Below are 13,629 nucleotides of genomic sequence, written 5' to 3'. Positions count from 1 at the left end.
GGTCATTCTCCTAGCGCCGGTTGCTCAGGTCGTCGGCCTCATAGGTCGAGAAGTCGACCAGCGTACCTGTCATTTGAAGGTAGGCGATCAGCGCATCCATTTCGGTAATCTCTGCCGGATTGCGGTCGAAGTCTGCGATCCTCAGCGTGCCTTTGCGCTCTGCGGCGGCTTCATAACGCGCGATCAGCGCGTCTTCGGCGTCATAGTCCTGGTTTGGCGAAGCCTGTGCCACGAGGTCAGCCTCTGCATTGGCTATCATGTCGTCCGTATAGGGAACGCCGGCGAACCGGAGCGTCTTCAGGTCATCTCCAATCCCTTCGACGCGCAGTTTCTTCTTCGCGAGGAAAGCATAGGGCGGCATGATAGAGTCCGGAACCACCGATTTAGGCTCTTTCAGGTGGTCAAGGTGCCACTCGTCCGAATACTTGCCGCCGACGCGGGCTAGGTCTGGCCCGGTCCGTTTGGAACCCCACTGGAACGGATGGTCATACATGCTCTCTGCAGCCAGAGAATAGTGGCCGTAACGTTCCACTTCGTCCCTCAGGGGACGAACCATCTGCGAATGGCAGACGTAGCAGCCCTCACGGATGTAGATGTTGCGGCCCTTTAGCTCGAGGGGTGTGTAGGGGCGCATGCCCTTCACCTTCTCGATGGTGTTTTCGAGATAGAAGAGCGGCGCGATCTCGACGAGGCCGCCGATGGAGACGACAATCAGGATGCCGACAGTCAGAAGCAGCGAGTGGCGTTCGAGCTTGCCGTGATTTTTTAACATGGACATATTCAGTACTCCTTATTCGGCAGGCTGGAGAGCGGGCGCATTGGCGGGGCGGGCGTCCGGCGCAGCTTCTCCCGCCTCGCCATGGCCGAGGGCCGTTCGGACGAGGTTGTAGGCCATCAGCAAGGCGCCGATCAGGTATAGCGCGCCGCCTGCGACCCGGATGATGTACATGATGTGCTTGGCTTTAACCGTTTCGATGAACGAGTATTCGAGGAAGCCGAATTCGTTATAGGCACGCCACATGAAGCCTTCCGTGATCCCGGCGACGTACATCGCGACGATATAGAAGACGATACCAAGTGTCGCGAGCCAGAAGTGCCATTCGACGAGCGCCTTGGAGAACAGCGCCTTGCGTTTCCAGAGCCAGGGCGTGAGGCAGTACAGCGCTCCGAAGCTGATGAAGCCCACCCAGCCCATTGAACCAGAGTGGACGTGCGCGATACCCCATTCGGTATAATGCGACAGGGAGTTGACCGCGCGCACGCTCATCAGCGGACCCTCGAAGGTCGACATTCCGTAGAACGCGAGCGCGACGATCATCATACGGACGACCGGGTCCGTGCGCAGCTTGTCCCACGCGCCCGAGAGGGTCATCACGCCGTTGATCATCCCGCCCCAGCTGGGCATCCAGAGCATGATTGAGAACACCATACCCAGCGTTTGCGCCCACTGCGGCAATGCGGTGTAGTGCAGGTGGTGCGGGCCAGCCCAGATGTAGATGAAGATCAGTGACCAGAAGTGCACGATCGACAGCCGGTAGGAATAGACCGGACGGTTCACCTGCTTCGGGATGAAGTAGTACATGATGGCAAGGAAGCCGGTCGTCAGGAAGAAACCGACGGCGTTGTGGCCATACCACCACTGCGTCAGCGCGTCCTGCACGCCCGCGAACAGCTGATAGCTCTTGGAGCCCGTCAGGCTGACAGGGATCGCCAGGTTGTTGACGATGTGAAGCATCGCAATGGTGACGATAAAGGACAGGTAGAACCAGTTCGCCACATAGATGTGCGGCTCTTTGCGTTTCCACAGAGTGCCGAGGAAGACGAACAGGTAGGCGACCCAGACGATGGTCAGCCAGAGATCCGCATACCATTCCGGCTCGGCATATTCTTTGGATTGGGTAACGCCCAGTAGGTATCCGGTGCCCGCAATCACGATGAACAGGTTGTAGCCCCAGAAGACAAACCATGGCCACATGCCGCCGCCGAGGCGAGTACGGCAGGTGCGCTGCACGACATAGAAACTTGTCGCGATCAGCACGTTGCCCCCGAAGGCAAAGATGACTGCTGACGTGTGCAAGGGCCGCAGGCGCCCGAAATTGGTCCATCCAAAGTCGGGGAAGTAGAAGATGTTGGGGAAGGTCAGCTGGAGGGCGATGATCAGGCCGACCAAGAAACCTGCGATGCCCCAGAACATGGCCGCGGCCACGCCGAACTTGACGATCGTGTCTTCATACACGGTCGGCTCAAACGGGTTGCGACCGTTCAACGCGCCGGCCCACAAGCCGGTTACCAGAAGGCCGCTCACCGTCAGAAAGAAGAAGATCCACGCGTGTGCGGCCATCATTGGGTCTGCAGCATTAGCTGCAATGATCAGGGCGCCCAAAGCTGCGGCTGCGACGAGGGCGCAGACCGTACCTATGCTGAATCCCCAACCGGATTGGTCTCTGGTAGTTGTGTGTGCGCTCATGGAAATCCCTCTGGCGAGTCGATGTCGGCGATGTTGACCGATACCTGCCGGAGGGGCACTGCGGGCTGTATAGGGGGATTTACCTATGGGCTCGCCTGTCGCACCGGAGATAGGTCTGGCGCACAAACTGAAGGAGCTCGATCATGTGGAAACTCGCTGCAACAGGCGCTGCCCTGCTGATCGCCGGCGCCGTAAAGTTCACGGCTTACCTCAACCGCACACCGACTTTGGAAGACTATCTCGCTTTGCGCTGCGGTCCGTCGGATCAGGCGTCGCTGGCCGGCTCTGTAGGGCATACCCTGTTCAACTGGGCGCATTGCTGGGGGTGCTATGCCATGGTCGCGGGTGCCGCGATGTTGGTTGTCGCCTTGATTATGACGCTTGCTCAACGTCGCTTCGACGGCTGGCGGGCAAACTGAACCCGGCATGCCCGGGACTTGCGCCTTTCTTTCACGGCAGGCAGTGAGGAGCCGAGAAGACTGGGAAGTCAGGGAATCCGGGCGATGAGCGAGACGCCAAAGACATTTCAGTTGCCGCTCAACCAGCTGGACGCGCCCGCGCACCAGTTGCACTTCGAATCCATTCTGGACTCGGTGCCTGATGCAATGGTGGTGACAGACGAGTCGGGCACGATCCTCGCCTTCAGCCGTGCGGCCGAGAAACTCTTCGGCTATACGGCTGCCGACATGATCGGACAGCCCGTCAACCGTCTCATGGCAGGCCGGGACCGGGCCAATCACGGCAGCTATATCGACAACTACATGCGCACCGGGGAACGCCAGATCATCGGCAAGGGCCGGGTCGTCATCGCCGCCCGCGCAGATGGCTCGCTGTTTCCGATCGATCTGAAAATCGGCGAAGCCAAAATCGGCGAACACTGCCTGTTCACAGCCTTCATTCGTGACCTCACAGAACAGCAACGCTCGGAGCTGCGAATGCAGGAGATGCAATCTGAGCTGGTTCACTTCTCAAGGCTCAGCGCTGTCGGCACGATGGCGTCGGCGCTCGCCCATGAGCTTAACCAGCCCCTCACTGCGGTCGCCAACTATCTCGAGGCCAGCCGCGACCTTCTCGATTCGCCCGACCCGGAGACGCGGGAAATCCTCCGGGGCGCCCTGTCTGAAGCGGCGACCCAGGCCGTCCGGGCAGGGGAGATCGTCCGCAAGCTGCGCAGTTATGTTTCGCGCGGCGAAGTGGATACAAGGCCCGTCAGCCTGCGGCCGCTTCTGCTGGACGCCGTCGCCCTCACCAAGACCTCCCGCGACCGCGCCGACATCCCGGTCATCATCACGCTGGCGGATCCCGTCGACAAGGTCCTCGCCGACCCCATCCAGGTCCAGCAGGTCGTTATCAACCTGATCCGCAACGCGATGGATGCCATGGCGGGGCGAGAGAACGCGCGCATCGAGATCCGCGCCTTGCTCCCCGAAGAACGCGGTTTCGTGGAAATTTCGGTCTGCGACAACGGCCCCGGTCTTTCTCCGGAAATCAAGGAGACCATCTTCAAGCCTTTCGCTACGACGAAAGCCCAAGGCATGGGTCTCGGCCTGTCGATCTGTCAGACAATCGTCGAGGCACACGGGGGTACAATACGCGCCGTGCCAGCGCCGCTGGGCGGAACCTGTTTCCAGTTCACACTGCGCCAGGATACGGGTAAGTAAACACCATGACCGACATGCGCCTGATCCACCTCGTAGATGACGACGAAGCCATACGGCATTCCGCCAGCTTCATGCTGCGCCATGCGGGCTTCCGCGTGAAAACTTACACAGACGGCGTGGCCTTCCTCGAGCAGGTCGCTGACGCGGAGCGGGGCTGCATTCTTCTGGACGTCCAGATGCCCGGTATGGACGGGCTGGAAGTGCAGGAAGCCTTGAACGCGCGCGGCGTGGCCATGCCGGTGATTGTGCTCACCGGGCATGGGGATGTCGCCGTCGCCGTGCGGGCCATGAAAGCCGGCGCTGTCGATTTCGTTGAAAAGCCCTACGCCAAGCAATCCCTCGTCGATGCCCTTACGAGAGCCTTCGAACGCCTGGAAGCCCGCCGCAAGGAAGATGTCCTGGCCGAGGAAGCCCGCGGCCTGATCGAACGCCTGACAGCGCGTGAGCGCGATGTGCTTACGGGGCTTGTGGAAGGCCAGACTAACAAGATCATTGCCGAAACGCTCGATATTTCGCCTCGTACCGTGGAAATCCACCGGGCTAATCTGATGGAAAAGATGGACGCGCCCAGCCTGTCAACAGTGCTCCGGATCGCTTTCGCAGCAGGCTTCGGCCGCTCCACAGCCTTTTAGGAGAAGTACCTAAAGACGTACCCTGCCGCTCCGAAATAGTCTTCAGGCTCAGTCATTCGCGGCACCTGGCATGGCACTTCCATTACCCGTCACGCACAACCCGCGCATTGCTGTCGTGGATGACAGCGAAGCGGTTCGCCGGTCCTTGATGGTCCTGCTCGGTTCGCGCGGTTATGACGTCGACGCTTATCCCGGCGGGCCCGAACTCCTGGCTGCTGTCGGCCCGGCAGGATACGATTGCTTCGTCATCGACCTGAAGCTGGACAGGGCCGATGGCACACAGCTGCTGTCCGCCTTGCGCAAGCTGGGATTTAACCAGCCAGCCGTCCTGATGTCCGGATGGGAAGTCGACTCGCTCGAACGCTTGGCAAAGCAGACCGGATTTGCGGCGCATGTGCGCAAGCCAATGATGGAAATCTCTCTCGCCGACGTTCTCGGCCGATTGCTGGGCAAGGGGTGATAGTGCACCCTTCAGATTCTGTTTGACCCTTTCTCTGTCCGTTTTACGCTTATCAGGGGAGCAGGGAGCTTTGCCATGTTTAGAATTCTGATTGCTGCGCCGCTATTGCTCGTCCCGATCCTGATCTACGGACTTGTCGCCCTGACATCCGGGGATGCCGGAACGGCCGCGAGCCTGAAATCTCCGATCTTCGGTGTGCCCATGATGTCCGGTGGTCGCTGGATCTTCACCATCGGTGATTTTATTCTGCTGATCGGACTGATCACCTTGTTTATTGAAATCCTGAAAGCCGCCCGCACCAAGAGCGATGCAATCGTCAATCACTCTTTCTCGATGCTGCTTCTGCTTGTTGCGGTGATCAGTTTTCTTGTGGTCCCGGGCTTTGGTACCTCTGTTTTCTTCCTGCTCGCGATAATGTGCATCCTCGACGTGGTTGCCGGCCCTATTGTCAGTATCGTAGCAGCGCGCCGCGATTTCGGCGTAGGCGAACAGCTTTAGTTCGGACAATCGGCTTCAAGCAGGGGCGCAAGGCCAGTCCGGTCCGGCACGAACTGCGGATCCGCAAGACGTGCGTCCACGTCAAACGTGCCCCTGATCTCGCGGATAAGTTCGCAGGACCAGTCACTTGCCTCGACCGCAGCATCCACGCTGACGGCATGGGATCCGACGTGGAGCAGGTTTCCCTCATAAAAGGCATTATCCGGGAACTGACGGATAAGACCTTCCAGCAATTCCGCCGCCTCATCGAGCGCTGCGCGCGCAGCAGCCGCATTGCCGAGGGCCGACTGAGCCGTTGCGCGTTTCTGTAGCATCGCCGCAACCCCTTCCGGTCCGCCTGCATCCACCGGGTTTGAGGCCATGATCCGGCGCGAAGCCTCCACCGCCAGATCGGCATGTTCGGCGCCTGCTGCCAGGTCACCCGACAGGAGCGATGCGGATGACCGCTCCGCATGTGCCACCATCAGCTGCGTCAGGTGATAATAGTTGTCCGGCGTTTCCTTGAGCGCGCCCGTCCGGAAGGCGATCGCAAAATCGAGGGGTTCCAGCGCGTCCGCAGCGCGGTTCAACCCGGTCAGGATTCCGGCATGCTGCATGGCGAGATAGGCTGCCATTTCTTCGCCGCCGCCCATCCTTTCGGACATTTCCGGCGTCATCTCGGCGCGCCATGCACTAACCTGCGTGAGCGCCTCGTCCATCTTGCGCTCCCGCTCCAGGATCTGCAGCAGATCTGTGCGCAGGCTCCATTTATGCCGCAGGATCTTCTGCTCGTTTGCGTCCTTCAGGGCGATCCCGGCTTCGGCGAGTTCAAAGCCGCGCAGATTGTGCACCCGTGCCGTTTCCGTGTCCCGGAGGTGATGGACGTACTGCATCGTCAGCATACGTTCGACCATGATCAGTTCGGCAATGGCGACCGTATCGGAGGGGTTGCGTACGATCACTTCGTCCAGAGACGCCTTTGCATCCAGGAACAGTTGGCGGGAGACTTCGGTCTCGCCGAGGTTCGCAATCCCGACACCGCCATAAAGATCGGCCAGGCGCGATGTGATGATGCCCACTTCAAGGAGCACATCATCGGGTGCTGCAGAATCTAGCTCCAGGCTGGCGATGTAATCGCGAACCACGCCTGCCAGTGCTTCGCGGGTCTCGAGCGATCCGGAAATCTTGTCGGCTTTGTCGTAAACGTCGAACACGAGGGTCCGGGTCAGTTCGCGCGCCTGCGCAAATCGCTGGTTGGCAACGTCGAGTGCCGCTTCGGCGCGGTTATACTGAACGGCCGTTGCTGCGAGCGTGCCCGACAGGCCGAGAATTACGCCGGCCACCGACAACGCCGCAATCTTGTGCCGGCTCAGGAACTTACCGAAGCGGTAGTGTGCGCCGCCCTTGAAGGTCGAAACCGGGCGGCCGGCGCGAAGGTTGCGCAGGTCTTCTTCCAGTGCGTCTACGGACGGATAGCGGCCTGCTGGATCAGCAGTGCAGGCGCAGCCGATGATCGCCTTGAGTTCGGTTGACCGCTGCTCCGGCGCGATAAGGTCCTCAAGAAGCTTGCCCAGCGAGAAGATGTCTGAAAGCGTCGTGGCGAACGCGCCGTTCAGCCGCTCGGGGGCCGCATAGCCCGGCGTGTAGCTGAGGCTGCGGGATTTGCTGCCCGCCGGTGAAGCCACTGGTGTGGCCCGGATCGTCTCGGGCGGCCGCGAGATGCCGAAGTCGATGAGTTTTACTTCGCCTTCGCGGTTCACCAGCACGTTTGACGGTGTGATATCGCGGTGGATAATCAGGTTCTGGTGCGCAAACTGTACGGCGTCGCAAAGCCGCGCAAACAGGTCGAGTCGCTTATCGTAAGAGGCGGCCGTCTGTTCGGCCCAGGCGAGTACAGGAAGTCCGTCCACGAACTCCATGATCATGAAGGGCGAGCCGTCCTCCATTTCGCCGCCATCATACAGCCGCGCGATATTGGGATGGTTCAGCGCCGCAAGGATCTGCCGCTCGCGCTGGAACCTCTCGATCAGCGCGTCAGACAAAACGCCGGGCCGGATGACCTTTATCGCAACCGTCTGGTCGAAATTTCCGGATACGCGTTCGGCCTTGTAGACAGCGCCCATGCCGCCCTGTCCGATGGTTCCTACGATGCGGTAAGCCCCAATCCGTTCCGGGATGGGGGCGTCGGCCGCGTCATGACCCGCGCCGCCCGTCTTCAGTGCACCGGGATATTCCTGCTCCGCATGCAGCAGTGCCAGAACGCGGCGCTCAAGCACGTCGTCGCCGGCGCAGTGCTCCTTCACCCAGGCAGCCCGCTCATCAGACGGCACGTCGAGCGCGCGCGACAGCAGTTCGAGTGCGGCCCGTTCAGTCGATCCTGTGGTCATCCTGTCTCGCTTCATTGAGGCAGTCGAGGAGCCATGCCCGCGCGACGCGCCAGTTGCGTTTTACGGTCGCTTCCGAGACACCGCGCAATTCGGCAATCTCTTCCAGCGTCATGCCGCCGAAGTACCTCAGCTCCACGATTTCGGCCTTGTCTTCGTCGATCACACTTAGGCGGATCAGTGCCTTCTCCAGCACATCCATGTCCATCCGGTCCGACTTGCCGTCTGAGAGACGGGAAACCAGCGTGACTTTCTGGTGATGGCGTTTGTCCGAGCGCTTCTTGCGCGCATGGTCGATCAGCACACGGCGCATCGCGCGTGCGGCGAGTGCCAGGAAGTGCACCTTGTCGGCCCACTCCACCCGGTCCACACGCATCAGGCGAATGACAGCCTCATTCACGAGGTCGCTGGTCGAGAGGGATAGGTTGCGTTCGGCCCGGATCAGGCCAGCCGAGATCTGCCGCAGTTCCGAGTAAAGCTGAGTAAACAGCCGGTCACGCGCGGCAAGGTCTCCGGCCCTCCAGCCGTCGAGGAGCTGCTTTGCGGTCGCGTCGTCAGGTTGTGCCATTGCAGCCTCCGCACGTGAACCTGTCGCAAAAGCCGTTCTTAGACAAGACGTTGCCGGGCCGGAAAAATATTTCTTGAACCGGTGACCCGAAAACCGCCCGGCCCGCGCCTTCCTCTACAGAACCGACATTGGGAAGGCGCCGGTAATGGAACAAACTCTGGAACAGATCCCGCCTGAGGCGTGGCCGATCATCGACCTGCTGTTCAATCTCACCATGGCCGCAGCCGGCATCTGGCTGGCGGTCACGGCATTCGTCATCTGGCGCCGGCATGCGTCAAACCTCACTCCGGTCAACGCCGCCGAACGGAGCGGGAAGGCTCAACCCGACTTTCTGAAGGTGGACCAGAAAGCGCGGGAAGAGGCGATCGAGCGCGGGGACAAGTACGATAAAGTGCTCGATCGGCGCGATGCAGCCGAGGCTGCATCGCGCCTCAAGCCCGCAAAATCGGCCCAGAAAGTGGCTGGTCTCTCAGCCCTCATAATGTCGGTGTTCACAGTCCTTTCGGTTATCTCGAGTTCCATCTTCACGGTCAGCCATGTCGGCGCGCTCGCGAATGAATACTCGGCCTGGGATCGCGCCCGCGCCATCATAGAAAGCCACCCCATCGCTTTCACCGTGTGCGTGCTGATCATCCTCGCCCGCATCTACACCCATTTCTTTCCGCCCGCAGAAAAGGAGGGCTGATCCATGGCCTCTCAACCGCTTGTGCTGACTGACCCGAACCTGCTGGCTGAATTTGTCCGCGAGTCCGAGTTCAGGACGTTCTTCGAAAAACGCTACGCCACGCCGCCGGATATCGCGGCGCTGCTCTTCCGCAACGGCCAGCTGATCAACACCTTCAAAGGTGCCCACTTCTCGGTCGGTGGTGTCGCCACCGCGATCAAGAGCATCGCCGGCGGCTCCACGCATATCGCCATCATGCTGGCTGACCTTAAACCTTTCCAGGTTCAGCTGCCGATCCGCGCCCTGTCGCGTGACAATGTCGAGATTGCTGGTCTCGCCACGCTGGAACTCCAGCTCAACCCCGACAAGCCCTCGAACATCCTCGGGCTGATGGGCGGTGTCTCGCGCGCTCAGAGCGACGAAGGCGAACTGCCGGGGCGCAAGGCGTTGTCGCGCATCGATGTCCTCGACCGTATCGCGCCGCACTTCGCAGACCGCGTTATCGAATCCGTGATCAATCGGATGGACGCAGCTGATATCCGCGGCCAGACCGGCCTGCAAGACAAGATCCAGGCCGACATGATGCGCGAAGCCGAGCGGATCTGCGGGGAATTGGGCGTGCTCGTGCGATCTGCTTCCGTCGAGTGGGCGATGAACGCCGTCGAGCGCGAGGCGCTGGAGCGCGCACAGATCGAGCGGCAGCAGGAAGGGCTCGACTATCAACTCGAGCTTTTGAAACGCGAAGTGGCACGCCAGGCCGAGTCGACCCAGGTGCGCATTGAATCCTCGAACGACCTGACAAAGCTGCAGAACGCCAGCGAGGATGAACTCTCGCACATGGTCCTGCAGAGCGAAGTGCGCTTCCTCGATGCACGTGAGGAGGTTACGCGCCGCCATGAGATGGAAGCGCTGGCCCATGAAATCGAAGTGCTGCGCACGGAGCGCGCGGCCAAGATGGAAAACGAGATCCAGGATGCCGGGCATCTGATCGACCTGACCAGCGAAGCAGCCCGCCTGCGCAAGACCGAGCGTGAGATAGAAATCCTCGACGGCCAGCACGTTCAGCAACTCAAGAAAATGGGTGTGCTCACCGATCTGGAGTTGAACGAGCGCCGCCAGCGGATGGAACTCGAAATTGCCCGCATCGCGCAGGAGCAGGCGGCCAAGAACCTCGAAACAATGATGAGCCTCGAGGGCGCCACGGCGGACCGCGATGCCGACCGGGGAATCCGGACGGATAAGTCAAAAACCGACAACGAGATCGCCCGAATCCGCGCCGATGCCGAAGCTCGCACCGCGCAGCTGATGGCCGGTGCCAAGATGACCCCGGAACAGATCCTCGCAATCAATGCCGGTCTCTCGCCGCACGTTGCCGAAGTGCTCAAGGAGCAGGCGCGCGCGCGGGCGGACGCAAACAACGACTCGATGTCGATCATGCGCGAGCTGATCAAGGGGGCTTCAGACGAGCGCGCTGTCAGCCGGGCGCATGAGTTGGATATTCTGAAGGCCGGCATGACCGGTGCAACGGGAGTCGCGCACGGCGCTGGCGGCAAGCCGGGTACGCCGGCGGTGGACGGTCTGGGGCAGGACCCGGCGACGGTCGACTGTCCTGAATGCGGGCGCACGCTTCCCGCGAAGGCCAACTTCTGCACCGGCTGCGGCCACAAGATGCGGACCTGATTTCAGATGGCCCGTGCACCCCAACTGCCACCCCGTACGCAAACGGAGTGCTGCTACACATCGGCCTTGCAGAAGGACGCCACCTTCTGCGGCGACTGTGGCAAGCCGCTCGTGCGCTGCATGGCGGCAGAGGAGTGCGGCGGGCTGCTGGATGATAATGGCCTCTGCACCGTCTGTGTCGCGCCTTACCTTCAGGTTGATGCTGGCGCTTTGACGGCTGCGCGTGTCGGCGGCGCCGTCGCCCTGCCCATGTCGCTCGCCAACCTCTCAGCTGTAGGACGTCCGCTCTTTGTCACCGGCCTGTGGAGCCGAGAAGCAACAGGGGCCTGGAAGGAAGAAACCATCGGCTGGGAACGCCTGGACGCCGGAGAAACGCGCCCGGTCACCATCGTTGCCGACGAGATCGAAAAGGCGGGGGCTCACAGCCTTCAGGTGCTGGTAGGCATCGCAAGCCGCTGGCGCTGGCGCCAGGAGAATTTCGCGTTCACCGCGCAGGTCACCCTGATGGTCGAAGATCCGTCCTCGGAGAAAGCACCTGTGGTGAACATTGGTGGTCAGAGCGCCGGCCATGGCAACCTGGTCTACATCTCCGGAAAGGGCGAGCAGAAAGCTGCGCGCGAAGTGGCGTCCGAAGCCCTTCGGCTCCAGATGGTGCGTGCCGAACGTGACGAGCGCCGTCTCGGGTTGCGCGGTGTGAACCCCAACCTTTCGGTTTCGCGCCGCGCTGAAATCCGCTGGCTGGGCTTTGCCAAGGGAGACGTGCCACTCAACGGTCCGATCCTTACGCCGGACGGCGTCCTGGCTGTTGGCCGCGTCCGCACGCATAGCCAAGGCGGCGAGGGGGATGTCCGCCTGCTCGTCGAAGCTGCTGGCGGCGCTGTCGACGAAGAGATCAGCCGCATGATCTCCCGACGTCACTTTGAACTCTACATCGAGTCCGACCGCCTGATGCTCCGCGTCAACGGCAGCGGCGGGGTGCGCGTCAACGGCGACGCCTACGGCGAAGGCAAGACCATCAGCCTCGCGGATGGCGATACCATCGCGCCGATCATCTCCCTGCCGCAAAGCCTCGTATTGAAGGTCTCCTTCCAGTCCGACCACGGAAGTGTTCGCAGCATCAATATCCAGCGCCTTGCGCAGGCTTCGAAATAGGTGACCCTGATGTCGAAATGCTTCAAATGCTCCGCGAAACTGGCACCGGGCGACCGCTTCTGCCCCGAATGCGGCGCCGATCAGCAAGCCGCGAATTTCGAGGGCCTGATGACCGTCGGCGGTCTTGAGACGCTGGACCAGTCGCAAACCCGCGGCACCAGCCGTGACACACAGGCCGAACTTGCCGAAGGCACGGAGTTCGCGGGCCGCTACATTATCGAGCGTGTCGTCGGGAAGGGCGGCATGGGGGTCGTCTACCGTGCGAAAGACAAGCTCGCAGACAAATCAGTCGCCCTCAAACTCATCCGCGCCGAGCGTCTCGGTGGGCAGGGCGCGGTCAAGCGCCTGATCTCGGAAGGGCTCACTGCCCGCGACATTCGTCATCAGAACATCGTTGCGGTCTATGATGTCGGCGAAGCCGGAGGCCAACCCTTCGTCTCTATGGAGTATCTAGACGGCCAGTCCCTGCGCGACTGGCACCGTGAAAAGGTCCGCCTGCGGCAGGACGTGCCGCTGCGCGTCGCTGCGCGCATCATTGCCGAGATTCTCGACGGCCTCGCCGCGGCCCACGCTGCCGGGGTCATCCACCGCGACCTCAAGCCCGAGAACATCATCCTTATCGGCAGCCCGACCGAGGCCGCCGCCCCTCTGAAGATTCTCGACTTTGGGATCGCGCGCGTCGCCGGATCGAACGTCGAAAGCGGCACGGGAACCGGGCTCGGTACGCCCCGCTACATGGCGCCGGAACAGGTCACAAATGCCGACTCCGCCGGACCTTCAGCTGATCTCTATTCTCTGTCCGTGATTTTCTATGAACTTCTCGTCGATGTCCTGCCGCAAGGCCATTGGCAGCCTCCGTCGGGCGGCCGGTCGGATGTGCCGCAGACCATTGACGCGCTCATTGAGCGCGGCCTCTCCAATCGCCCGGCAAACCGGTTCCAGGAAGCAAAGGAATATCGCCGCGCCCTCGTTGATGCGGTCAACATATCCGGACCCGGACGAACCACGCGTGTGGTTGATCAGACCGGCCCGAAGAAGGATGCGCCGACACTACCGCCTGGCGCCCTTAAATGGGGCGGCATCGCGGCCGCTGGCCTCCTCGCCATTGTCCTAATCGCTTCTGTCCTTCCGGGCGGAGGGGCGTCAGGCGCCTCCGGCGTGCAGGCGCTCAGCGGTGTGTGGAAGGACGGCGCCGGTTCTGTCTACAACATGCAGGTGAACGGAAACGGTGCCTTCACCGGCGGTGGCCGGAATGGATACGGCTACAATGTTCGCATGGACGGTCAGTTCAATGGAACAACAGCCAACTACACACTCTCGGTCCCTGAAGCCGGCATGATTTTCTCGGGCACCATGCAGTGGGACAACGGCTGCCATGTCAGCTTCCAGACACGCGACGACATGAGCAACGTCGTCGACCAGGGCAACCTCCACGTAAATCACGAGCCCGGAGGTCCGTGCCCGTGACTGTGTCAGGAACTACC

At 61.4% G+C, this 13,629-nt stretch carries 13 protein-coding genes; 9 read left to right on the top strand and 4 right to left on the bottom strand.

The annotated features are described in order from the left end of the window. Positions 1–10 precede the first annotated feature (10 nt). On the bottom strand, positions 11–778 hold the full coding sequence (ccoO, locus tag Q0C17_RS06125) for a cytochrome-c oxidase, cbb3-type subunit II (protein WP_291202913.1): 768 nt from the start codon (positions 776–778) through the stop codon (positions 11–13). Between the two features lie 12 nt (positions 779–790). Beyond that, a complete protein-coding gene (gene ccoN, locus Q0C17_RS06120) occupies positions 791–2,341 on the bottom strand; it encodes a cytochrome-c oxidase, cbb3-type subunit I (protein ID WP_291202910.1) in 1,551 nt (516 codons plus the stop codon). A gap of 269 nt (positions 2,342–2,610) precedes the next feature. Between ccoN and Q0C17_RS06115 the strand changes: the two genes are divergently transcribed. From Q0C17_RS06115 to Q0C17_RS06095, 5 genes are all read left to right on the top strand, one after another. Then, entirely contained in the window at positions 2,611–2,886 is a 276-nt protein-coding gene (locus Q0C17_RS06115) for a hypothetical protein (protein ID WP_291202907.1), read from the top strand. Positions 2,887–2,970: 84 nt separating this feature from the next. Next, positions 2,971–4,128, top strand: a complete 1,158-nt coding sequence (locus tag Q0C17_RS06110; RefSeq protein ID WP_291202904.1) for a PAS domain-containing sensor histidine kinase — start codon at positions 2,971–2,973, stop codon at positions 4,126–4,128. A 5-nt stretch (positions 4,129–4,133) separates the two neighbouring features. Further along, positions 4,134–4,760, top strand: a complete 627-nt coding sequence (locus Q0C17_RS06105) for a response regulator (RefSeq protein WP_291202901.1) — start codon at positions 4,134–4,136, stop codon at positions 4,758–4,760. Between the two features lie 70 nt (positions 4,761–4,830). Beyond that, positions 4,831–5,220, top strand: a complete 390-nt coding sequence (locus tag Q0C17_RS06100; protein WP_291202898.1) for a response regulator — start codon at positions 4,831–4,833, stop codon at positions 5,218–5,220. 75 nt (positions 5,221–5,295) lie between these two features. Then, positions 5,296–5,718: a hypothetical protein gene (locus Q0C17_RS06095; protein WP_291202895.1), complete on the top strand. Its 423-nt coding sequence runs from the start codon at positions 5,296–5,298 to the stop codon at positions 5,716–5,718. Here the strand turns inward: Q0C17_RS06095 and Q0C17_RS06090 are convergent. Together Q0C17_RS06090 and Q0C17_RS06085 are read right to left on the bottom strand one after the other, a co-directional pair. Continuing rightward, a complete protein-coding gene (locus Q0C17_RS06090; RefSeq protein WP_291202892.1) occupies positions 5,715–8,084 on the bottom strand; it encodes a serine/threonine-protein kinase in 2,370 nt (789 codons plus the stop codon). The two genes, Q0C17_RS06095 and Q0C17_RS06090, sit on opposite strands and share 4 nt — an antisense overlap. Further along, positions 8,065–8,649: a sigma-70 family RNA polymerase sigma factor gene (locus Q0C17_RS06085; protein WP_291202889.1), complete on the bottom strand. Its 585-nt coding sequence runs from the start codon at positions 8,647–8,649 to the stop codon at positions 8,065–8,067. The genes Q0C17_RS06090 and Q0C17_RS06085 overlap by 20 nt, the downstream gene beginning before the upstream one ends. A 145-nt stretch (positions 8,650–8,794) precedes the next feature. Between Q0C17_RS06085 and Q0C17_RS06080 the strand changes: the two genes are divergently transcribed. The 4 genes from Q0C17_RS06080 to Q0C17_RS06065 are packed head-to-tail and all read left to right on the top strand — an operon-like array spanning position 8,795 to position 13,612. Beyond that, complete coding sequence (locus Q0C17_RS06080) at positions 8,795–9,334, top strand: hypothetical protein (RefSeq protein ID WP_291202886.1); 540 nt, start codon at positions 8,795–8,797, stop codon at positions 9,332–9,334. 3 nt (positions 9,335–9,337) lie between these two features. After that, complete coding sequence (locus Q0C17_RS06075; protein ID WP_291202883.1) at positions 9,338–10,993, top strand: hypothetical protein; 1,656 nt, start codon at positions 9,338–9,340, stop codon at positions 10,991–10,993. 6 nt (positions 10,994–10,999) lie between these two features. Further along, positions 11,000–12,145 (top strand): FHA domain-containing protein, encoded by a 1,146-nt coding sequence (locus Q0C17_RS06070; RefSeq protein WP_291202878.1) that lies wholly within the window; start codon positions 11,000–11,002, stop codon positions 12,143–12,145. 9 nt (positions 12,146–12,154) lie between these two features. Continuing rightward, positions 12,155–13,612 (top strand): serine/threonine-protein kinase, encoded by a 1,458-nt coding sequence (locus Q0C17_RS06065; protein WP_291202875.1) that lies wholly within the window; start codon positions 12,155–12,157, stop codon positions 13,610–13,612. The last annotated feature ends 17 nt before the right edge of the window (positions 13,613–13,629 follow it).

Origin of the sequence: Hyphomonas sp. (assembly GCF_022844445.1) — a bacterium.
In the GTDB taxonomy this organism is placed as follows: domain Bacteria; phylum Pseudomonadota; class Alphaproteobacteria; order Caulobacterales; family Hyphomonadaceae; genus Hyphomonas.
The sequence above is the reverse complement of the archived record's forward strand: the minus strand, read 5'-3'. Positions and strand labels throughout refer to the sequence as shown.